At 41.9% G+C, this 21,575-nt stretch carries 19 protein-coding genes, 1 pseudogene and 1 riboswitch; of the genes and pseudogenes, 2 read left to right on the top strand and 18 right to left on the bottom strand.

Translation table 11 applies throughout. From position 1 onward, the window contains the following. Positions 1-10: 10 nt before the first annotated feature. The 5 genes from F8M42_RS01415 to tsaE are packed head-to-tail and all read right to left on the bottom strand — an operon-like array spanning position 11 to position 3,841. Complete coding sequence (locus tag F8M42_RS01415; RefSeq protein ID WP_182187641.1) at positions 11-1,300, bottom strand: SpoIID/LytB domain-containing protein; 1,290 nt, start codon at positions 1,298-1,300, stop codon at positions 11-13. A gap of 51 nt (positions 1,301-1,351) precedes the next feature. After that, the gene (lgt, locus tag F8M42_RS01410; RefSeq protein WP_182187640.1) at positions 1,352-2,173 is read right to left on the bottom strand and encodes a prolipoprotein diacylglyceryl transferase; all 822 of its coding nucleotides are present in this window, start codon (positions 2,171-2,173) and stop codon (positions 1,352-1,354) included. Between the two features lie 41 nt (positions 2,174-2,214). Next, a complete protein-coding gene (gene rimI / locus F8M42_RS01405) occupies positions 2,215-2,670 on the bottom strand; it encodes a ribosomal protein S18-alanine N-acetyltransferase (RefSeq protein ID WP_182187639.1) in 456 nt (151 codons plus the stop codon). Continuing rightward, complete coding sequence (tsaB, locus tag F8M42_RS01400; RefSeq protein WP_182187638.1) at positions 2,667-3,374, bottom strand: tRNA (adenosine(37)-N6)-threonylcarbamoyltransferase complex dimerization subunit type 1 TsaB; 708 nt, start codon at positions 3,372-3,374, stop codon at positions 2,667-2,669. The genes rimI and tsaB overlap by 4 nt, the downstream gene beginning before the upstream one ends. Next, positions 3,356-3,841 carry a tRNA (adenosine(37)-N6)-threonylcarbamoyltransferase complex ATPase subunit type 1 TsaE gene (gene tsaE / locus F8M42_RS01395; protein ID WP_182187637.1) on the bottom strand — a complete coding sequence of 162 codons (486 nt, stop codon included), beginning with the start codon at positions 3,839-3,841 and terminating at the stop codon, positions 3,356-3,358. Before tsaE ends, tsaB begins: the two co-directional genes overlap by 19 nt. A 334-nt stretch (positions 3,842-4,175) precedes the next feature. On the opposite strand from tsaE, the gene F8M42_RS01390 reads away from it, so the two are divergent. Both F8M42_RS01390 and F8M42_RS01385 read left to right on the top strand, forming a co-directional pair. Continuing rightward, positions 4,176-5,420 (top strand): pyridoxal phosphate-dependent aminotransferase, encoded by a 1,245-nt coding sequence (locus F8M42_RS01390; RefSeq protein ID WP_182188582.1) that lies wholly within the window; start codon positions 4,176-4,178, stop codon positions 5,418-5,420. Positions 5,421-5,535: 115 nt separating this feature from the next. Then, positions 5,536-6,990: an IS1182 family transposase gene (locus tag F8M42_RS01385; RefSeq protein ID WP_182187276.1), complete on the top strand. Its 1,455-nt coding sequence runs from the start codon at positions 5,536-5,538 to the stop codon at positions 6,988-6,990. 63 nt (positions 6,991-7,053) lie between these two features. On the opposite strand, the gene F8M42_RS01380 is transcribed toward F8M42_RS01385, so the two are convergent. The 13 genes and pseudogenes from F8M42_RS01380 to F8M42_RS01315 form a co-directional block, all read right to left on the bottom strand. Beyond that, complete coding sequence (locus F8M42_RS01380) at positions 7,054-7,737, bottom strand: hypothetical protein (protein ID WP_182187636.1); 684 nt, start codon at positions 7,735-7,737, stop codon at positions 7,054-7,056. 18 nt (positions 7,738-7,755) lie between these two features. Beyond that, positions 7,756-8,331, bottom strand: coding sequence for an orotate phosphoribosyltransferase (gene pyrE / locus F8M42_RS01375; protein WP_182187635.1), 576 nt, complete (start codon positions 8,329-8,331; stop codon positions 7,756-7,758). A 96-nt stretch (positions 8,332-8,427) separates the two neighbouring features. Further along, entirely contained in the window at positions 8,428-9,747 is a 1,320-nt protein-coding gene (locus tag F8M42_RS01370) for a PepSY-associated TM helix domain-containing protein (RefSeq protein WP_182187634.1), read from the bottom strand. Between the two features lie 19 nt (positions 9,748-9,766). After that, on the bottom strand, positions 9,767-9,859 hold the full coding sequence (locus tag F8M42_RS01365; RefSeq protein WP_182187633.1) for an immunity protein YezG family protein: 93 nt from the start codon (positions 9,857-9,859) through the stop codon (positions 9,767-9,769). A gap of 4 nt (positions 9,860-9,863) precedes the next feature. Next, a complete protein-coding gene (locus tag F8M42_RS01360; protein ID WP_229711513.1) occupies positions 9,864-10,079 on the bottom strand; it encodes a DNA/RNA non-specific endonuclease in 216 nt (71 codons plus the stop codon). Positions 10,080-10,301: 222 nt separating this feature from the next. Further along, complete coding sequence (locus F8M42_RS01350) at positions 10,302-10,706, bottom strand: hypothetical protein (RefSeq protein ID WP_182187632.1); 405 nt, start codon at positions 10,704-10,706, stop codon at positions 10,302-10,304. A 173-nt stretch (positions 10,707-10,879) separates the two neighbouring features. Then, complete coding sequence (locus F8M42_RS01345; RefSeq protein ID WP_182187631.1) at positions 10,880-11,122, bottom strand: hypothetical protein; 243 nt, start codon at positions 11,120-11,122, stop codon at positions 10,880-10,882. Next, entirely contained in the window at positions 11,119-11,853 is a 735-nt protein-coding gene (locus F8M42_RS01340; RefSeq protein WP_182187630.1) for a glycohydrolase toxin TNT-related protein, read from the bottom strand. The genes F8M42_RS01345 and F8M42_RS01340 overlap by 4 nt, the downstream gene beginning before the upstream one ends. Next, positions 11,820-16,703, bottom strand: coding sequence for a hemagglutinin repeat-containing protein (locus F8M42_RS01335; protein WP_407672862.1), 4,884 nt, complete (start codon positions 16,701-16,703; stop codon positions 11,820-11,822). The genes F8M42_RS01340 and F8M42_RS01335 overlap by 34 nt, the downstream gene beginning before the upstream one ends. An 87-nt stretch (positions 16,704-16,790) precedes the next feature. Continuing rightward, a pseudogene (locus F8M42_RS13800) lies at positions 16,791-18,687 on the bottom strand (two-partner secretion domain-containing protein); the annotation flags it as partial. Between the two features lie 140 nt (positions 18,688-18,827). Continuing rightward, positions 18,828-20,282 carry a ShlB/FhaC/HecB family hemolysin secretion/activation protein gene (locus tag F8M42_RS01325; RefSeq protein WP_182187627.1) on the bottom strand — a complete coding sequence of 485 codons (1,455 nt, stop codon included), beginning with the start codon at positions 20,280-20,282 and terminating at the stop codon, positions 18,828-18,830. Then, entirely contained in the window at positions 20,279-20,527 is a 249-nt protein-coding gene (locus F8M42_RS01320; RefSeq protein ID WP_182187626.1) for a hypothetical protein, read from the bottom strand. Before F8M42_RS01320 ends, F8M42_RS01325 begins: the two co-directional genes overlap by 4 nt. 257 nt (positions 20,528-20,784) lie before the next feature. Continuing rightward, a riboswitch (cobalamin riboswitch) is annotated at positions 20,785-20,953 on the bottom strand. 19 nt (positions 20,954-20,972) lie between these two features. Further along, a complete protein-coding gene (locus F8M42_RS01315; protein ID WP_182187625.1) occupies positions 20,973-21,536 on the bottom strand; it encodes a Maf family protein in 564 nt (187 codons plus the stop codon). Positions 21,537-21,575 lie beyond the last annotated feature (39 nt).

Raw genomic sequence — 21,575 nt, 5'->3', positions numbered from 1 at the left:
GTCTCCTTTATCAGTACCAATTTCCTATTGATACTTCTGTATAGTACGTATATAAGATGCTTTGATAATCATAGCCTTGTTCAGCAAGAGCTTTAGCCCCCCACTGAGACATGCCGACACGATGTCCTGAACCATATCCCTCTACTTTAATTATCTCTTCATTACTATCGGTAATAAGATGAATATTTTTTGAACCAGTCATCATTTTCGGTACTTGATAATCCGGCAAATTCACATCAATAGACTTATTGTATCCTGAATTGCGGGCAATGGCAACATCGATCTTTTTAGGCAACGGTACAAACACGCCAATAGCAAATTTCGTACTCTTTAATCCTAAAATACTGCGCACCTTACTGCCGGTCAATTCCACTGTGTTTTGGGAACCGCTGAAAACCACTTCTTTTACTGCACCACCAACACTGCGATCTGACTGTCCACTGTTAAAATCCGATAATGTAATCGACTGCAGTGTTCCGATATTATAACCATACTGACTGAGCAATTGGCTTAAATCAGCTGGTGTGAACTGTACCATCCAGTGATAATCAGGCGAATTTTGATCATAATCAGTAACTGACCGCAGATATGGTATAAATGTTCCCCATACGTCCTCACTATTTTCCGTACTGCCGCCTGAGCTGGCATGAAATGCTGCAAATATTGGTTTATGATCATAAAGCAGTACCTGTCCTCTCGTCGCATCGACTGCTTTTGCAGCTATCTCATTTTCCACATTACTCCCGCCATAAACCTGGCAATGTGTCAACGCACAAACATCGTACCCCTCCGCTTCATGACGGTTCATACTATAAATGGCATAACTTCTCGCTGCAACCGCTTGTGCTTTCAATGCCTCTATCGGCCACGAAGAAGGCATTTCTTCAGGCACTACACTGTATAAATATTGCTCTAATGGCAGATCATTTATCACAGTCATCCCATTGTCCATTTTTTTTATCAGTATCTTGCCGCGATAAGCTTTATTATTCACTTCGACACGTCCATTTTCGTCAATTGCCTGCACAGATAATACAATACTTTTTACCGGAAGATCATTCACATACAAACGGTTATTTTTCTGTGTTATTAATACCCTCGTTCCTGTTGTGAATTTACCAAATCGATCATTTGTTCCCGGGTCTCTTATTTCAAAGACTTCATTTGCTGAGACTGTCACATTGGTTTGCTGAGTCCATAAACCAACGCGGATATTCGGTTGAGCTGCAAATGTCCTTGACTGTATTCCCATCAGCAAAATCAGTATCAGCCCCATAATCAAATGCTTTTTCCAACCCATACTTTCGCCTCCCTTGCTTTATCATACCTGCATTATTATGCAAAATAATCTTTATTTTGTCTTTTTACCATGTTTACTGGATGATATTCTATTTTTCATGTTCACGGTCTTATCACGCCAGCCGAAATAAATAAAACCGATAAAGGCCAGTAAAAATGCTATCACGCTGGTCATTTGAGCCGATGTACACAAGCCAAAAACCAATTGACTATAGTCACCACGCAAATATTCCAAGAAAAATCGCGCTGCTGAATAAAGCATTATATACAGTGTAAAGGCCTGTCCACGCCCATGTTTAAAAGAACGAAAAATTAATAATAACGCAAAAATGACAATATCCAATTGTCCTTCCCAAACTTCTGCCGGCCACAAAGGCTGACTGCCATATACACGATGAGCCAGAGTGGTAACCGGATAAATAATTCCGTAGCTGGTACCAGTAGGAGCTCCGAAAGCATCACCATTAAGTAAATTGGCACACCTTCCCAGTGCCTGCCCCAAAATCATTGCCGGAGCGAGAATATCAGCCATTGCTAATACATCTATATTATGCTTTTTGGCATATATTATACCGACAATAGTTCCTAAAAAAATACCACCTTGTATTGCCATTCCACCTTGCCAAACATTAAATATTTCTGTGATATGATTGCCATAATAATCCCAATCAAAGAAAAAAACATCCCATAACCGTGCCCCAATGATTCCTGCCATACCACAATAAATGCCCATGTCAACAACATATTTATGCCATCTGCCATCCTGCTTCGCCAGAAAATAACCAACCCCAACTGCCAGAATAATACTCAATGATAAAACCAATCCATAGGAACGTACCGGAAAACTTCCTATATAAAACAAATACTGATGCATTTATTGTCTCATCTCCACCCATTATCAAATATATTAGCTGCTTATTTAAATATCAACCACATTATCTCTGCATCCTCATTATTATCGAGATAGTAATGCGGCCGCCGTCCCACACTTTTAAATCCAAATTTCTGATACAGTCTCAAAGCTTTGTTATTAGAAGGACGAACTTCCAATGTCATGGAATTTATTCCCATAGAACGTATAATCATAATTATTTTTTTTATCATCGCCGATGCTATTCCCCGACCTTGATAATGTGGCATCAAGGCAACATTGGTTATATGTCCCTCACCAAAGATAAGCCATACTCCAACGTAACCGATGACCACTTCTATATCAGTCGAGCAGTCAACTGCCAAAAGATAATATGCATCTTTTTTAACTGCCTCTTCCCAAAATGATTGTCTGGACCATGGCATAGAAAAACAACTTTTCTCTACCACTTCCACAGCGGCTGCATCTGACGGAAGCATCTTTCTATATTCCACTTTCATTTATTACAATCCTTCTGTCGCTTTTCCCAGAGTACTTCCGCCTCCGAACGTCTGATATAGAGTGGTTCCATAGTCATTATATTATCGGGTAAATTTCTGTCCAGTTTCGCCAAACCAGCAAAAGCAACGTTAGCTGCCCGCGGCATTATAAGATAAGGCGGTGCCAGATGAATATTGGCGCGTTCAGCAAATAACGATTGTTTTTTCTGTGCTATATCTCCCAAGGCAATAACAGGATAATCCATTTTTCTGCATATCTCCAGCGCCGCTTCCAATTTCATCACCGTCATCGGCTTCACTGTGACAAGCTGCCTATTCTGCCAATTATAGACAGCAAAATACACATTTTCTTTCTGAGCATCAATAAATACTGCCGAATAAACGTTTTCCACAGGAAAATGATAAGCTAGTATCGTCCCTGCATCAATTCCAACTATAGGAATCTTCAACGCATACGCCATCATCTTTGCTGCTGCCATCCCGATCCTAAGACCTGTAAATGAACCAGGCCCAATATTAACAGCGATTGCTGTTAAATCATTTTTCCCCGTCTGAGCTATAGTCAAAGCATCTATTATATGATCCATAAGTACTTCTGATTGAGGCTTTTTTAACTGCATAGTAACCTCCGACAACAGTCTGTCATGTGTTGCTACCGCTGCGCTTGAAACCATAGTAGCTGTATCTATTGCCAGGATTGGCATATTTTTTTCAACTCCTCATAAATTCTGCTGTACTTCTCACCATTTAATTTTATCTGTATCATCCGTCTGCCATTTTCAGCAGGCTGCAAATACAGCTGTAAATTATCTTCTGGAACTGCCCGCCAAAATTTATCCGGCCATTCAATGACAATCACATCGCCATCTTCCTGTGCATATTCATAAAAACCCATTTCATAAAGTTCTTCTTCTGATTCCAATCGATACAAGTCAAAATGATATATTGTCACATCGCCTTTATAAACATTCATCAGATTAAATGTCGGACTTAGTGCCCCGCCGGCATGCAAAAACTCAACCAGCCCTTGTGTCAGTGTAGTCTTTCCGGCACCGAGGCCGCCTTGTAGGCAAATCACAACCCCTGTTCGACCGGTTTTACCTAAAAAAGCTCCCAGCTGCTTCGTTTGAGCGGGAGTATCCGTATATATAGTAAACTCTTTTTCATCCATAATAAGACACCTGTTATTTATAAATTTTACTTAACAATTCAATCCGGTTTAATTTACTAATTATATCATATTCTAGTTATAAAGTGAAAATCATCCGCTTGTGTCACGTTATACTTTTATCCTTTTATTATAGGATATTACATCATTATTAAGTATAAATTCCACATCGATATTCCCTTTTTTATCTGCATATAAATCAACCACTAAAATAATTTTATATGGCAATATTATTCCAAGTATACATGAATACAGTCCATACAGCAGCAGGAAATTATTACTATATAGAGAAGTTTATAAAGTCATATTAATTTACATTGACCATTAGGGGGTATTTATTTTGGTAAGTATGGCTGCTTCCCATTCAGTGGGAAAGATAGCAAAAGACGTTATTTTTGGTGCAAGCGCTGCCTGCAAAGAAGCTGTAAACAAACATGGCAGTGAAAAAGTTACCAATGCGACAATTGGTGCCATTATGGATGATACCGGGAAATTAGCCTGCATTCCTATTGTAGAAAAAGTGCTGAGGACTTTGCCAACAAATGACTTGATTTCTTATGCACCGATTTCTGGTATACCGGAATATCTCGACATGGCAACTGAACTCACGTTTGGTAATCACCGTCCCGACGGATATACTGCTGCCGTAGCAACTGCCGGTGGTACAGGCGGTATTCATCATACCATCTGGAATTATACCGAAATGGGTGACAGTGTTCTGACTTCCGATTGGTTTTGGGGTACATATAACATGCTATGCCGTGAATCAGGCCGAAAACTTGTAACCTATCCTCTATTTGACGACAAACAGAATTTCAATACTGCTGCATTCGCCGTTAAAGTCGATGAACTCATGGCTAAGCAGGATTCACTTTTAATTATCATAAATACTCCTGCACATAATCCTACCGGCTACAGTCTCAGCGACTCCGATTGGTCTAACGTACTTGATATATGCAGGAAACATGCCAAAACACCGGGGAAAAAACTTACCATTATGGTTGATATTGCCTATATTGATTATGCCGGAGAAAAAGATGAAACTCGCAAATTTATGGAGCAATTCACTAATCTGCCTGACAACATCCTGACAATTTTCACTTTCAGCATGTCAAAAGGTTACACCGTATACGGCCAACGCTGCGGTGCGATGATTGGTCTTTCTTCTTCCCAAGAGGTAATAACAGAATTTGCTGCTATAAATAAATACACCAGCCGTGCCACCTGGTCAAATGTCAATCACGGTGCCATGGCTCTGCTTGTTGCCATTAATAAGGATAAAACCTTACAGCAGCAGTTTGAATTTGAACGGGATGCACTTTATCAAATGATTCGCCGCCGTGGCAGCAAATTTATGCAGGAAGCGCGCGACTGTCAGCTCAATGCTCTTCCTTATAAGGCTGGTTTCTTTTTATCTATCCCTGCCAAGGATTCTGCCGCGGTGTGCAATAAGCTGCATGAAGATCTTATATTTGCCGTACCACTTAAAGCCGGTGTACGTATCGCTGTATGCTCCGTACCACTAAAAAAAATTACGGGAATGGCCCAAAAACTTCTAAAAGCATTAAAAGCTGTTGAATAGTCTGTCTAATGTAAAACAGGGCCGATGCATAATATGCATCGGCCCTGTCAGAGTGTAGACAATAACCCCAAATTCCTCCCCAATATGGTAAAATTATATTGGGGAGGAATTTTTTATGTATGAAAAGAAAAATAGACAATCACAAAAACAAATACAATTTGTAGCACTGGACGATTTAGTTCCCAAAGATCACATACTTCGTGCTATAGATGAAGCAATAGATTTTAGTTTTATTTATGATGAAGTGGAAGGAATGTACTCAACTTCACAAAAAGGCAATTTAGGAGTAGATCCTGTATCCTTATTTAAAATAGTATTTATTCAATATTTGTTTGGAATAAGAAGCATGCGTCAAACAATAAGAGAAATAGATGTTAATGTTGCATACCGCTGGTTTATAGGCTACGGATTAATGGAGTCAGTCCCCCATTTTACAACGTTTGGTAAAAATTACAAACGAAGATTTGAAGGTACAGATATATTTGAACGAGTGTTTTATAGGATTTTAGATGAAGCACAAAAAGCAGGTTTCGTAGATACCAGTGCAATTTTTATAGATGGAACTCACATAAAGGCCAATGCTAACCGTAATAAAAAAGAACGTGTAAAAGTTGATCAAACAATAAAAAATTACCAGCAAGAATTGGAAAAAGAAATAGATGCTGATCGAAAAAAGCATGGTAAAAAACCTACAAAAAAAGGGCCTAAGCCACCATCAGGGAAAAGCATCTGCAAAAGTAAGACAGATCCAGAAAGTGGATTATTTGTAAAAGGAGAACATGAACGTTGCTTTGCCTATGTAGCTAATACAGCTTGTGATAAAAATAATTTCATATTGGATTTTGTTGTTGGAGCCGGCAATATCCATGACAGTCAAATGTTTCATGGCGTATATAAAAAACTAGATAAATACAATGACACAAATGAAGTAGTTGCGCTAGATGCCGGCTATAAAACCCCTGCTATTATGAGAGAGATTATAAAAAATGGAAAAATACCATCAGTTCCTTATAAACGACCAATGACTAAGCAGGGATTTTTTCGTAAGTACGAGTATGTATATGATGAATATTATGACTGTATGATTTGTCCAGCAAACCAAGTTTTAAAGTACTCAACCACCAATAAAGAAGGCTACCGTGAATACAAAAGTGATGCTAAAACATGTAAAAACTGTTCACTTTTAAGTCAGTGTACTAATAGTAAAAATTGTGTAAAAGTCATAACCTCGCATGTATGGTCAAAATATATGGAGCTTGCAGAAGAATACCGGTATGTTCCTAAATACAGGGATATTTATAAATTAAGAAGCCAAACAATAGAGCGCGTTTTTGCTGATGCAAAAGAAAAACATGCAATGCGTTATACAAGAATGAGCGGCCTAGAAAAAATTAAACTACAGGTAACGCTCACTTTCGCATGCATGAATTTAAAGAAGCTGGCAATGTGGAAGAAAAAGAAGAGGAAACTACCACCAGCAGTTTCCTCTTCTTTGACATTTTTAATGAAAAAATTCATTTTAAGATTAAATTTTGTGGATAAATATGATGAAAGCACCTGCTGTGGATAAATGCAGGTGCTTTCGTCTTTAGCCTGACAGGGCCGATGCATAATATGCATCGGCCCTGTTTTATTATTTCGCATCTATACGAGTCCGCATTTTTTGTAAATGCGGCAACAGCCGGATTTCCAACTTATTCATCAGCTCCGACAGTTCATGTGAATCAAAATCATAACTAACTTCCGGAATATTAAACACTCGACTTTCCCCAAAAAATTCATCACGAAAAACATTATAATAAATTATAAAATTACTTTGATTGACAAAATCACTATAATCAAAAATGATATATGAACCGTTAATCACCCGTACCGGTTTATCAGGTGTAATAAAAAGGTGAAACCCAGCAAAACTTTCCGGTAGTTTTTCCCTGTAGTTCCACTGCATGATTTTCTTATCATGTACAATTGAAGTTATATGGTCCGGATTAAATACCGCCATATCAGCCAGCAAATTATCACAGCGCTCTTCCAGCATTTTTTGAAAATCAGCCAATTCCGCATAAATATACTCAATTACACAAAATTCAGTCAGCCCAATCCGCATACGCAGTTTATATTCCCTTGTTTCTTCATGATAATATGCTGTTATGCTGCGATGTGCCGCTTTATTTTCATAGCTGTATATATCAAGCATGTCACCATTTTCCCGCATTAATAATTCAAAAACAAACCCATGTGCTGTCTTAGGCAGCTTTTTCAAATACTCCCATGTCTCCACCTGCGCCGCGATTTTTTCTTTTATTGCTTCTTTCACATTATCACCGTTCTAACATTATTTACCGGTGCGGCCGCGCTTAGTCATCGGCACATTATTCTTACAAAGCGGACAATCTTCCGGTTTATATGTTTTCACTTCAAGGTTGAGCAACGCTTTATGAGGAACATCACCAAAATCAGCTTTACCACCACTTCTATCCACCAGCAGACCCACACCGACCGGTACTGCGCCTTCACTTTTAACAACATCTATAACTTCTTTAACTGAACCACCGGTAGTAACTATATCTTCAACAACAAGTACACGTTCACCCTTTTGTAATGAAAATCCTCGGCGAAAAGCCATCCTGCCATCGACGCGTTCTGTAAAAATAGCTCGTGTTCCCAAAGCTTTGCCAACTTCATGCGCTAATAAAATCCCGCCTGTCATCGGCCCCACTACCGTTTGTATATTTTTATCAGCAAATTGCGCCGCAATCTCCCGACATAAGGCTTCCGTATATTCAGGATGCTGCAATACATTGAACTTTTCTACATATGTAGGACTATGCAGCCCCGATGTCAACAAAAAATGCCCTTCCATTATGGCATTGGTTTTCAAAAGTAAATTTTTTACTTCCTGTTCAGTCATTAGCATATCTCTCCCATACTTCATTTATGCCATTATATCATTCTGCCCTATTTTTGTCATGCTATAAGCAGATGTTATCACTGACCATTAAAAGTTTTAAAGATTATTTTGCTTATACCATTGATACAAACAAAGTAATCCTGCAGCCAACCATGCAATTATACCAGGCATATCGTATTCAGACCCATATAATGGCAGCACCATTCCCATTGCACTCAAAACAAACAATGCTATCGGCATTTTCCAAACAATATATTTTGTCATATCTGTTCTTCTGCTTTTATTGTTTTTCTTTGATATTTTTCGTCTGCGTTTCCACCAACCGATAATTCCCGATATAATCACTATAATAGTTGCGATATCTAAAATTGCCCAAATTATTTTCAAATAAAAATTATCATGATTGTGAATATGAAGATCCAATGCTGCGGCAGCAACAGATAAATATATTGGCAGCGGTCTCGTAAAATATTGCAGTCTTCCTTGTTCATCGGTCCCAACAAAAACCATCTGTCCCATAAAATCAGCAGGCATCTTCTTAGCCTGTGTTAAATAAAAAACGTAGCGTGAATGATTTGCCAGCCGATCCGGAGTATCCACCGATAAAATATATTTTTGGGGGAACTGTTGCTGCACATAATTCACAGCTGCGGTAAATTCTACATTTTGTCCCTGCACCGTTTTTGGTAAATTCTGTAATGCTTCAGCTCGTGTATCACTTATATATGTCCCATATCCCAGCGAAAAAACTACTATCATGACACCACTGAAACAAAGCACTCCTGCCCACACACCAGTTACTATTCCCAAAAATTTATGCCAGCCGAACCACTTTACCGTAGCATTGTCGTCATCTATCCGGCCAAATTTTATTTTTTTCGTAAATGGTGCATAAATAATTACTCCCGATATAACCGAGAATAGGCTCATCACACACATCATTCCCAAAAATATCATGCCGCCCTTGCCCAGTCCCATATACATATGAAGTCTGTGCATTATATGCATGAATTTACTTATAAACGAATACCGTACCGACTCGCCATGCCAGTTTTGCAGTGATTTAGTATCGGGATAATAACTGATTTGTTCTCCACCCATACTAAGCCGTGCATCAACAACTTTAGTACTATTTTTATCTTGAATACGATACAATAACCGGCCTTTATCCGGCATAGCTGAAACAGCTTTTATCGTCTTATCAGGATACTTATCCTTTACTAGTCGAAATCCATCTGCTGCATCATTCCATATTGACTGATATTCCAAAGTGCGATGTTCCATTGGTTTATGTAAAAGATTATACTCATATATTTCCGTCTTAAATAATAATGGCAGCCCTGTCACACAAAGCAGCAGAAAAAATATCATGCAAATCAGACTTATCCATCGGTGCAGCTTATACCAGTACCGCAATATTTCATCTCCCTTATTTTTATAAATATAATTTTTCCCATTTTTCAGGGACCATACTATTTATAATATTAACGATCTTTTGGTACAATTGTTCCATTCTTTTAGTTTCCATAAAATCACTCCTTGTAATTAGTTAATTCTGCACTAAATTTTTCACCATTGATAAAATAGTTAACTCCAAATTGAGATGGTCGAGAAGAATTGCCCTCATAAATTGGCTCAATTTTAACTTTAACTTCTTTCCCATCCGCCAAAGCTTTCTTCCAAGTATTTTCCAAAGATTTATATTTGCTCCTGTTCAGAGTAGAATTCATTGGTACTAAATTATCAATATCCCCAGATTCTTTGAAGATACTTGCTATTAAATGTCCATCATCAGTAGTGTTAGCTGCAACATAACTTATTCATTACTTCATCAACTTTAGATCTTACTTCCTGCTCGCCATAATATATATTCGGTATTTTCAAATCTTCCTCATAGGGTGAAAATCTTGAAGTAATAGTAGATAACTCATAAAATAATCTATTTTCAATTTTACTTAAAGTATCATAATCTACCTCCGTGTCATAGATAACAGTAAACTGGTCACAAAAAGTACGGAAACCACAGTCATAAAGTGCCCATCGTGATTGTACTTCACACCACTTTTCGCCAGTTCATCCGATAGATTTAAAACTTTACCCGACCCCTTAGCGACATCAGCTGCGTTCTCCCCTGCTTTTACTTCTTTCGTATAAGCCTGTACAAATTTAGCTACAGCTTCTGTTTCAGGAACAAGCTTGATAGCTCCCTTGGCAACCGCCACGACTTTCATTCCAGGGATTGTCGCAAAGGCGGACATCAATGCTGATTCATTATCACCTTCCGCAAAGTAGATAATGGCATTGGCTCCTTCGCTTACAGGTACGAGCAGGATAAATCCACCTGTACTTAGTAATTTATGAACATTCTCTGTCATTGATGCGTTAGCGTCATAAACAAAATTCTTTATTAGGCTGCTTCCCTGCTGCGAGGTCAGGGTTATGGTTATAGGTAAATATTATCCAATTTTGTTTGATAAGCAGACGATATCTAAGAGAAAGAGAGCGGTCAGCGGATTTTTTACGCCCACTGACCGCTCTCTTTGATACGTTATATCAATTTCATGTTTTTTAGAACTCTTATCATCCAATCATAAAAATATTGGCAAGCTTCTTTTTCATCTTCAAATATTTTTAGTCCATTTTTATTTCCACGTTCACTATAATATACTTCCCACTTTCCATTAACTTCAGCAAGGCAGTATGCTTCATTTGGAAATCCACCCTTAAGTGAGTACATATCTTGTCTAATATTTTCAGAAATTAGTCTTTTCTGTAATTGTATTTTATTCATTTTGTAGCCACCTCCCTAATATATCCTCCTGCTCTAAGTTCCTCAATAGTACTACTAAATCTAAATTGAATTCCTCCACCTACTTGGTCAAACCAAGGGGCAATCTCACCACCTAATGCATCAATTGGTTTAACGATTTCATACACTGTATATGCCTTAGATTCAGATTCTGGAGCCAAAGCACGTTGTGAATAGGGTGTTCCCTCAGGTGAAACAAAATAACCACTCTCAGTTCCATACCTATCAATTCTTGCTCCTGGTTGTAAAGTTACATCTTTGGGGGTACCTACAAAACCATCATTCTTAGGCCAATTAATATTACCAGCATTATCAACCCAACCAGTGCTTTTTGCTGCTTGCGCTGCTTCTTGAGCAGCTGCACGTTCTGCATTAGTAGCTGCTAACTTTGATGTCTCTTGAACTGTAAAACGACCAATGATAAGTCCAGCATTACCCGACCTCTTAGCGACATCAGCTGTTTTTTCAACATCATATAATTCTTTTAATGCCTTACCAGCTTCCCCTGATTCGGGTATTATTTTAAGATATTGTATGCCGTCTTTTAAAACTTTTACTGCCTTGATGCCCGGTATTGCCGATAATGCTGCCAGTGCCGCTTCGCCTTTTTCTCCTTGAAAAGCATATAATAATGAATTGGCGCCTTCAGAAAATGATCCTATACCCGGGATAAAACCTGCTATATCCAGTGCCTTGTGAACATTATCAGCCATGCTGGCTTTTGAATCATAGACAAGGTTTTTATTATACTATTTCCCTGCGGAGTTATTACTCCCAAATCATACAATGTCACCGGATGATTTGCAAAATAACTATTTATGGCATAGTTTTCTGTGTCGTTAAATAGGTTTTCGTTATAAGATGGGTTTCCTTTCAAAATGCCTATAAAACGGAAAGGATCTGCCATATAAACTCCGGTTTCCCAAGCCTGACCGTTATCGTCTTTAAATTCATTATAATAGCTATTATCACTTTGAATGATGTCTATTATACGATATGTCCTGCCTAATTCTATCATTAGCTTTTTTTCTTCTGATTCAGTTATCTCCCCAGCTAAATATTCACTTTGAATTTGACTTGCCCTGTCTTCAAATGCCTGAACCTGTTCATGGCTGAGCCAGTTATTTTTTGTTTCACTGGCTGCTGCACCCGCTCCCGCCGCTGCACTGCCACCAGTTACCTTCGCAGCTGCGGCTCCTACAGCTGCGCTTGCCCATTGCATAACAGCCGGGTCTCTTATTTCCCCCAGTTCTTTGATAATCACTTCGTTGATGCCGGCTCCTGCCGCTCCTGCGACAAAACTGCTGCCACCGAGCTTACTCATTATACCGCCGGCAAAAGCATCAAGTGCTGTCTTTTCCGGACTGCCGTCTTTTAATCCAAGGTCGCCTATTGTCTTAAATATTTCTTCACCAAAGAGTTTTGCCAGTTCTTGTTTTTCCAGAATTTTATCTTTGTCAAAGATTTTGCCCAGCTTGTTTAAAGCGTCTTTTGTATCACGGCTGAGGCCGGATATGTCCTGTCCGGGGTTGCCTCTTATATCTATAGTTCCCGGTGCTATGGCCGACTTGGTCGTGCCAGCGGCATTGCCCTTTGCTTCTACTCCTATATCCGGGGTCAATCCTTTGTCTTTTGGTTTGACATCTTTTCCAGTGTTATAGTTCACTCCGGTGTTCTTCGAGTCATAGCTTGCTTTATTATCTATGTCCGAATAGGTCAGGGTATCGGTGCTCAGCTTGTTTTTGTCCGGCGCCGCATCGCTGTCGATGACCGCACCCTTAAGGTCGGTATTCTTGCCAACAGTAATATCGAAGCCGTCTTTTCCGGCATAGATACCGGACTGGTCTGCAGTGCTTTGGTAATCGGAGTCTATCCTGCCTTTGTCTGCCGAGGCATTAGTACCGCCCGTTGCTATAGCTATACCTGAGGAGCTGTTGTGCTCATTGTAGTCATCCGCATCCTGCAGTGATTTTATAGCAAGGTCACGGCCGACATTCATCTCTACTTTGCCACCGCTGGCTTTGGCGCCGGTGATGGTGGTATCCTCACCCGAGTTCGTTTTCAGGGTATCTCCTGCCGTCACTTCGGTATTGGTGTAGGCAGTGGTATTTTCCCGTGTTGCCGAGCTGTTTTTTTCCAGCCGGGCATTGTAGCTGACGCCGCCGGCAAGTCCGATAGAGGCTCCTATACTGCTCGAAGCAGAGCTTGCTGTGCTGTCTGTCTTATTGCTGTTTTGGGCTGCTGTCAGATTGATATCCCGTTTCGCATCCAGGGTAATGTTGTTTCCTGCTACGGTGCTGCCTTTTATATTGATATCAGTCTTATTGGCCGTTATGCTGACGTCTTTGGCCGCGCTGATACTACTGCCCTTGGCTTCTATGTCCGTACTGGTGCTGTGGCTTTCGCTCTTGGAACTACCAAGGCTTACGTCAATGCTGATGGCTGACTTTATGCCTTTTTTGTTTATGTCCCTTATTGTATCCTTGGCATCTTTGATCTGGTCATAGGCCTTTTTAGCATACAGGGCTTTCAGGCGGTCATCTTCTACCTGTCCGATGCGCTGCACCGGTGCGGTGATATCGTCTGCAGTTTTTACTGCCTGTCCGCCAATAGATACGGTCAGTCCGCTTTTTTTGTATTCGTGGTCTTCTTTACTGGTATATACGTTATCGGTGTTTTGTATATCCACCTGTCCGGCTGTTATATTGATGTCTTTACCGGCCATGATGTCACTGCCTTTTACGGCTGCCTTACTGCCAGCCGCTATATCAACACTGCCGCCGATACTGCCCACAGTGGCTGCTATCTGCTCGGTGTCAGTGTTTTGCAGTTTGTCCTTGGCACTTTCTTTACCGATGGTAAAGCCCAGCCCGCCGCCTGAGAGCAGACCGGATTTTTTGACGGATCGGTAGTAGGTACTGCCGCTTTGTTCTTCAGCAGAGATAATATTGATATCTCCGCCTGCCTTTAAGCTGACATCATTATCGGCAACAGCACTGGAACCTGTTATATTGATGTCTTTGTCGGCCAGACCGGCTATATCCTTACCTTCAATACTGCTTTTTACTACATCATCCGATGATTTGTAATCATATATATCTGTCGTTTTCGATGCTAGAAAGCCTTTATCTTTTTTGTGCAGTTCATAAATGCTTTCATGGTGCCCGGTATCATTTACCAGATTGATATTTCCCTGTGCGGCAAGGCTCACAGCACCTTTATCGCTGGTAATAGCCGAGCCTTTGATATCCACACTGCCGCCCGACTTTATTGCAATGTCACCTGCCGCACTGACAGCTGCACCGACAACGGTTTCATCGTCGTGCTTTTGGCGGGCAAAGTAGCTTCCCCCTCTGCTGCCTACGGCTATGTCGGATTCATTGTCATCTTTGGCATCGGTTATATCGATATCCTTTTCGGCAGTCACAGCAGCTTTGCCGCCGGCATCAAGCGAGGATGCTTTTAGCGTCACTTTGGTGCCTGTTATGCTGATATCTCCGCCGGCAGCTATATTGCTGCCAAAGTTTTCAACGCTGCTGAGTTCGGCACTTGATGAGCCGTAAGCCACTGCTACATGCTGCTTTTGGGATATATTTTCTATGTTGATATCCTTTTGGGCAGTGAGTACCAGCCCTTGTCCGGCTGCAAGCGTGCCGCCTTTATCCTCTATGGATGCCGCAGCGGAAAGGGTCAGGTCTTTGGCAGCGTTTATCGAGGCAGTACTGCCGAGCAAAGTCTGGCTGAGCTGTCTGTACTGAGTAGTTACTGTACGGGTGTTATTTATTATGTTTTGTGCCGCTATGGATACATTCTGTCCATTTATTACGGCACCGCTGTTTTCAACATCACCATCGGCTTTGATAGCTATATCGCCACCGACGACCACGGCATTTTTATTTTCAAGGCTGCCGCTTTTTATGGTGAGATCTTTGTCAGCCTTGATCGTGCCGATATTTTGAAGGTCTTTGGGACTTATCAGTGTCACATCTGTACCGGTTATGAGGGCACCGCTTTGTCTGAGGTCACCGTTTTTCAGTGAGGAGAGGTATACCTTCGGCACCAGCACATCTTGTCCGTTGATGTTTTCTTTTACCAGCCAGACGATGTCACAGGTCAGTTCTGCCATTTGTTCCTTGCTGAGAGCTACCCCGGTGGTAAGGTCATATTTTTGGGCGAAGGCGGCACCGTTATCCATGAGAGCCTTATATTGGTCGAGAGCCGAGCTGTAGTTGTCCAGATATCTGCGTCCGGTAAGTCCGGTTATCTGATCTGTAACAAGTTTTTGTTCATAGTAGCCATCGCCGAGTCTTTTCATTACCTTTTCGGGGTCATTTTTGATTCTTTGCAATAGGTAATCGCTCGATAAAAAGCTGTGATAGTCGGCAAACCGGGGATTGGTTTCAATGAGGTATTTGGCTGAGGGATCTTTATTGATACAGAATCTGTGACTGTCGGTTCCGGCATACTGGATCAGGCGTGCATCAATAAGGGTGCGGTCAGCACTGGCAGTGGCAGCGGCCGGTCTTTGCGTTATCTCATTTTTACCGGCGTCATAGGTTATATTTTTTATTTGCGGCGCAGTTATATTTACCCTGGCACCGCCACTCAGTATTCCGGCACGCTGGGTGGTTTCATCGGTTATATTCTGGTCATAGTAAGGAACGACAGTAGTTCCATAAACCCAGTGGCTGTGCTTCCACCAGCGGCCTTTCTTTTTGTATTTCCAGTTCTGGTAGTCATTTCCTGTGTCAGTTGCGATAATGGTGCCCTGATAACCGAGGTTTTCCAGAGAATCAGCAGCATTGATGGCAAGATCGGTGCCTGCCGTTATTTCGCTGTAATGGTTGACAAGTTTATTTACTGTGACAGCCACATTTTTATCCGCCGTTATATGGGCAGTCGGTGTTTCTTTTTCTATTGTGCCGGTTTTTATTTCCCGGTCAAAGCGGCGTGAGGCGCTGTAATAGTTGCCATTCCAATGGGCAATGCCGTAAGAGATATCCTGATGGGTAATCGTCCAGTCAGTATCGAATGCTGTTTTTTCATTGGTAAGTCTGCCGGCTGTTATACACAGGTTTTGTCCGCTTTCGATATCTGATGAGCTGTTTAAAAGATAATCGGATGCAGCTATGTTCATGTCGCTGCTGCCGTAGATCACCGAGCTGTCGGTATTTTCCAGTATGCCGGTACTAAGTCCTGTCTGTCCGCCGGCGGCCAGCAACGATGTTTTATTCAGCAGTGCCGCAGCTTTTATTGTCAGGTCTTTATCAGCGTATATGGCTGTATTTTGATTTTTGATACTGCCAAGAGCCGTGAGGGACACGGATTCTTTTGCTGCCAGATTGGTATTAGTGTTGTTGATGACTCCGGCTGATGCTGTCAATCTGCCGCCAGCTGTTATCTCGGCACCGGTGCCGGTCAGTGAGGCGGCCTGAAGGTCTGCATCTTTACCGGCCTTTACTACCGAATCATCATTTACCAGACTTTTTCCGGCAGTCAAAAGGAGATTTTCATCGCTGTATATAGCCGCTTTATCGGTATTATCAATAGTTTGTGCGGTCATTGTGCTATCGGCACCGCCATGAATGACAGCCGAGTTGTTTTTTATACTTTCGGCAGCAGTTATTGACAAGGTGCCACCACCGGTTATGACGGCTGATTTTTCGTTGGTCAGGTTGTCGGCATGCAGCTGCATGTCTTGATCGGCGGCCAGTTTACCGCTATTGTACAAAATTCCACCGGCAGTCAGTTCCAGACTGTTTGACCATAATTCTGAGGCATCATTGGTAAAGTTTTTTGTCTGTATGATAAGTTTATTCGTAGTATCGGCATCAAGCCCTTCACCTTGGATAAGAATATCAGCCGAAGGTGCTGCGAAGTCTACGTGTCCGGCACGGTTTTGCACAGGTGCTGCCGCCAGTACAGCGCTGGCCGTATTGATATAACCGCCGCCATTTATGGCGATACCGTTAGGATTGGCAATGACCAGATCGGCTTTTTGTCCGGCTATTTCCATATAACCGTTTAATCGGGTCGGTCGAGTACCTGTCACTTCATTTAGTATTGTCCGGGCCGCAACAGTTCCGAGTCGAAAGTTGCGGTCGATATATCCACCCAGCCGAGTGGCAGTATAACCGATCGCGTTATTGAAGATCAAGCCGCGCGATCCGACATTGAAATCGGTATAAAGATTTCTTAATACTCCGCTGCCGTCGGCTGTTGCTATCTGTATAAGGTCTATTCCATCGGCAGCTTTGTCTGCTATAGGTTTATACTGTTCCGGAGCGTCCTGGTCAGCCACCAGCGGTAAAACATCCTGCTTATCTTGTTTTTTTGTCGTGGTAACATTGGCATAATCAGGAATATCTGCTGTTCCCGATGCTCCAGGGGTGATGTCGTTGACAATCTTCTTTTCTGGTGCTTCGGTCTGCACCGGAGCTTGCGGTACCGGTTTTTCCGGCGGTTGTACGGGATCCGGATCGGTTTCATTTACTGTTACTTGTGCTGCATCCGTGTTTTGTATGTTATATTTTATCTTTTTTCCCGCCAGGGTTATATTCCGGGATGCTTTAAGGATACCGTCCGAGTTGATATTGGCCCCGGCCTTTACTGATATGTCGGCCGGAAGTGCCGCCGGGCTGTCGGTCTCGTCATCATCATCTTGTGCCTGTCCGGCAGCAATATAGCCGGTGTTTTTTGTCATGCCGCCGGATGTGACAGTAACATCGCCTCCGGCGCTTATCTGCCCGGCGTTGGTCACATCATCTGCGGCAGTGGTACTTACTTTGCCGGCAGCTGCCACATCGCCCTGCACAGACAGCATGCCGCTGCTTGATATGGACAGGTCACCTTTTGAGTACAGCTGGCCGTCTACATTGACACCAAGACCTTTACTTGTCCCTTGCAGCATTATGCGTCCGGCATACATTCCGCCGACGGCACTGATATCCAGTGATACACCGGAGTCTGCTGCACCAGGCAGCGTTCTCGTCTGCAATGTGTTATAGTCTATAAGATTGCTGCCGGTCACGACGTTCAGATCGTTTTTTGCCCACAGCTGCGCATTTATTTTGGCCGCACCGGTCAGTATATCAAGTTTATCCGGTGCGTTTTCACTTTTTAGTCCGTCACCGTCGACAGCAATGTCACCGCCTGTGACCTGAATGCCCGACAGACTGCCATCCTTATCCAGCTGTGGACGTCCCGTCGTAAGCACTGCCGCCGGTATTGATAAAACCAAAGCCGCTGCCGCTGATGCCGTTGGGATTGGCGATAATGACATCGGCCCGCGTCCCTGCCACTTCAATGAGTCCGTTCAGGTTGGTGCGATTTGTTCCAGTCACTTCGTTGATAATTATAGTCGCCGGAGCTTTAAGCCTGGCGTTGCCTGCTATTTGTCCGGCAAGTACCGTATTGATCGGTTGCAGGGAATTGTTCAAAATAATGCCATTTTTATCCACACTGAAATCACTGTACAGATTATGTGATATTCCTTTGTCATTTGCCGTAGCAATGTCGATGACCGGGACCGTACCGGGATTTACCATCGGTTGATGTGCAATATCTGCCGAAGCATCGGCTATAGCAGCTGCCGCGGCCAGGGGACTTTGCAGTGTCATTGCCGCCAGAAGCAGGGCAGCTATGCTTTTTCTTATTTTCATCCTTGTTTTTTTCATTTTTTACTCCTTTAAAAATGTACTGAAACTGAAAAACCACCTGTCCTGGCCGGTGTGTCAAATCCTTTTGGTTTACTAAGCGGCCAGCCGATAAATATGTCATATTGAACGTTTTTTACTGTGCCTCTTATCCCCAGTGCCGTTCCCACTAGTTCCCTGCCCAGCAGATAAGCCGCCGATGGTCCTGAAACTTTGCCGTAATCGAGTGCCGCATATAGCTGTTGATCTTTATATATCGGCAGCCGCAATTCATTCCTGAGCACCAGCCCATTTTCTGCTGATAACGTCTGTTCTCCATCGAACCCACGCACACTATATCTTCCGCCGATGCCGAAAAAGTCTGATCCGTAAAGCAGATTCTTTGTATATTGCGCCTTGGCTTCAAGATTGTACTGCCACATTGTGCGGCCGATTTTCAGTGGTGCATTCCAGTTCAGGTTGAACAGATACATATTGTATTTTGTAGTCGATCCACCGGAAATATTATCACTGGCTCCCGGCTGCGCTCCCAGCCAGCCGACACCTCTTTGATAAAACAATGCTGCATCCAGGACACTCTTACCTATATATTTTTTATAAGTTACACCGATTTGTACTGCTGTGGTGTTTTGCCTCTGGACACCGATTTCCGTATTGTTTATATAGCTGTGTCGTCTATTGCGCAAAAGATGCAGCTCCAGATTTGTTTTTTGCTTCTGGTCCCTGTCCAAGAGACGAGTGATGCCCAGATCATAGGCGGTAATTGCACCTGAAGACATAAAAGGATTAATGGCAGTTCTCACTTTTTGATGATAATCATAGGTATAAGCACTGAAGGACAGTGTCTGCCTGCCCAGTGGTACAGCATAATAGATGCTGTTTGCTCTCGTCCCCTTATTTTGACCATCTTTCTCACCATCTTCATTAAAGGAAATGTTGAGTATATCATTGACAGAAAACAAATTATCCATTTCCAATCCTGTGGACAGCTGCAGTTTTCCGGTACTGCTGAGTCCTGAGTCATCAGCAGAAAACACTGCTTTCCATGGTTTGGTTCTCTTTACGGTAATCTCGATATCACTTTGTCCAGGTTTTTGGGCCGGCAGAATGTTAACGGCTACGTTTTGCGAGGAAACGCGCTGCATTTGTTCCAATCCCTGGTCAAGATCGTGAACATTGAGAAGGTCTCCATGACGCATCGGAAAAGCATTTTTCCATGTTCCCCATGTTTTGCCGGTAAAATAGATATTATCAATGGTTCCAGCTTGAATATTTATCGTCAGCACACCCGATGTGAGGTCTTGTGCCGTGACATATGCTTTTGTCGTGACATAACCGCGGGCAATTATTTCTTCATTTATGCTATTGAGGAGCAGGTCTATCCCAGCTGTTCCTATTTTTTCGTTTGCATATTGTTCGAGGTATTTTTTAATCCATTTGAATTTGGTTTGTGCATATGGACCATTTACTGTAAAAGTTTTTATCAAAAAGCTAACGTTTTCTTTAGCAGTTTTATCTTTTCCAAGTGTTGTGCACTTTTACCGTTCGAGATAAATTTTTCCTGAGTTCTGCGCTGATTTTGCTCCTGGGCATTTTGCTCGGCGAGTCTTTGCTGCTGGTGCTGTAAAATGGTTTCCTGCGAATTGATGTTACTGTCGGCAGCTGCTGTGCCGATACTGAAAATAAGTATGACAAATATGTAAATCATACTTATTATATAATATTTTTTCATAATGATTCCTTCCATGGTACTTTATTATTCCATTAGATTTTATTATGCAGTCTGCCGCTATTTTATACTTGACTGCCCGCTTTTTTAAGGACGGACAGCGGGTTGGCTGATTCGTTACAATGACTGCTGATAAAACAAAAGCTATGTATTCAATGAAAAAACCTAAAAGGCAATAAAAAACAAACCAATTCCCGAAAGAATTGGCTATTATCCCTTAATAAGCAAGACAATCCCCTCCCCATCGCTCGCGGGTAATAATGGTGATTTTTAAACAGGCAGTTCTCCTGACTCAGGTTCATAGCTACGACACTCCTTCCCGGTAAAACCAGTGGTATTTGTGCCAACTCCCCTTACAGTGGCGGGACCGTGCCGGCTTTTACCGGCTTCTCTATTAAGTCTTGCAACACCTGTCCATAGATATGCATTTTTTGTTATCTGCTATTAATCAACCTTCACTTAATAATAACCCAGCCTTAGCACTCAATTCATACAATTTCTGCAAAGGCAGCCCAACTACATTAGAATACGAACCATTTATGCCTTTAATGAAAACAGCACATTTACCTTGAATAGCATAAGCTCCTGCCTTATCCAACGGTTCGCCGGTCAACACATATTTATGTATTTCATTGTTTGTCATGGCCGTCATTTCCACTTGAGTAACCGCCATATCCTGCCAGCATTCATCATTATATACTAAAGCAATCCCAGTATAAACCTCATGCGTTCTGCCCGCTATTTTCCCAAGCATGGCAGCAGCTTCTTCAGTATCTGCCGGTTTGCCGTAAATTCTATTATCCAATGCAACGATCGTATCTGCCCCGATTATCCATGTGTCTTTATGTTTTGCCGCAATATTTGCAGCTTTCATTCTTGCATTTACCATTACCAATTCTTCTGGTGCACCGGTTTTCACTTCATCTGTATCAGAAGATTCACAAATAAATCTACAGCCTATCTGTTTTAATAATTCCCGCCGCCGCGGCGATTTTGATGCTAATATAATCATTTTTCCCTCTCAATCCTAAATTATTATACCAATAACCTG

Origin of the sequence: Pectinatus frisingensis, assembly GCF_014076555.1 — a bacterium.
Classification (GTDB): Bacteria; Bacillota; Negativicutes; order Selenomonadales; family Selenomonadaceae; genus Pectinatus; species Pectinatus frisingensis.
The sequence above is the reverse complement of the archived record's forward strand: the minus strand, read 5'-3'. Positions and strand labels throughout refer to the sequence as shown.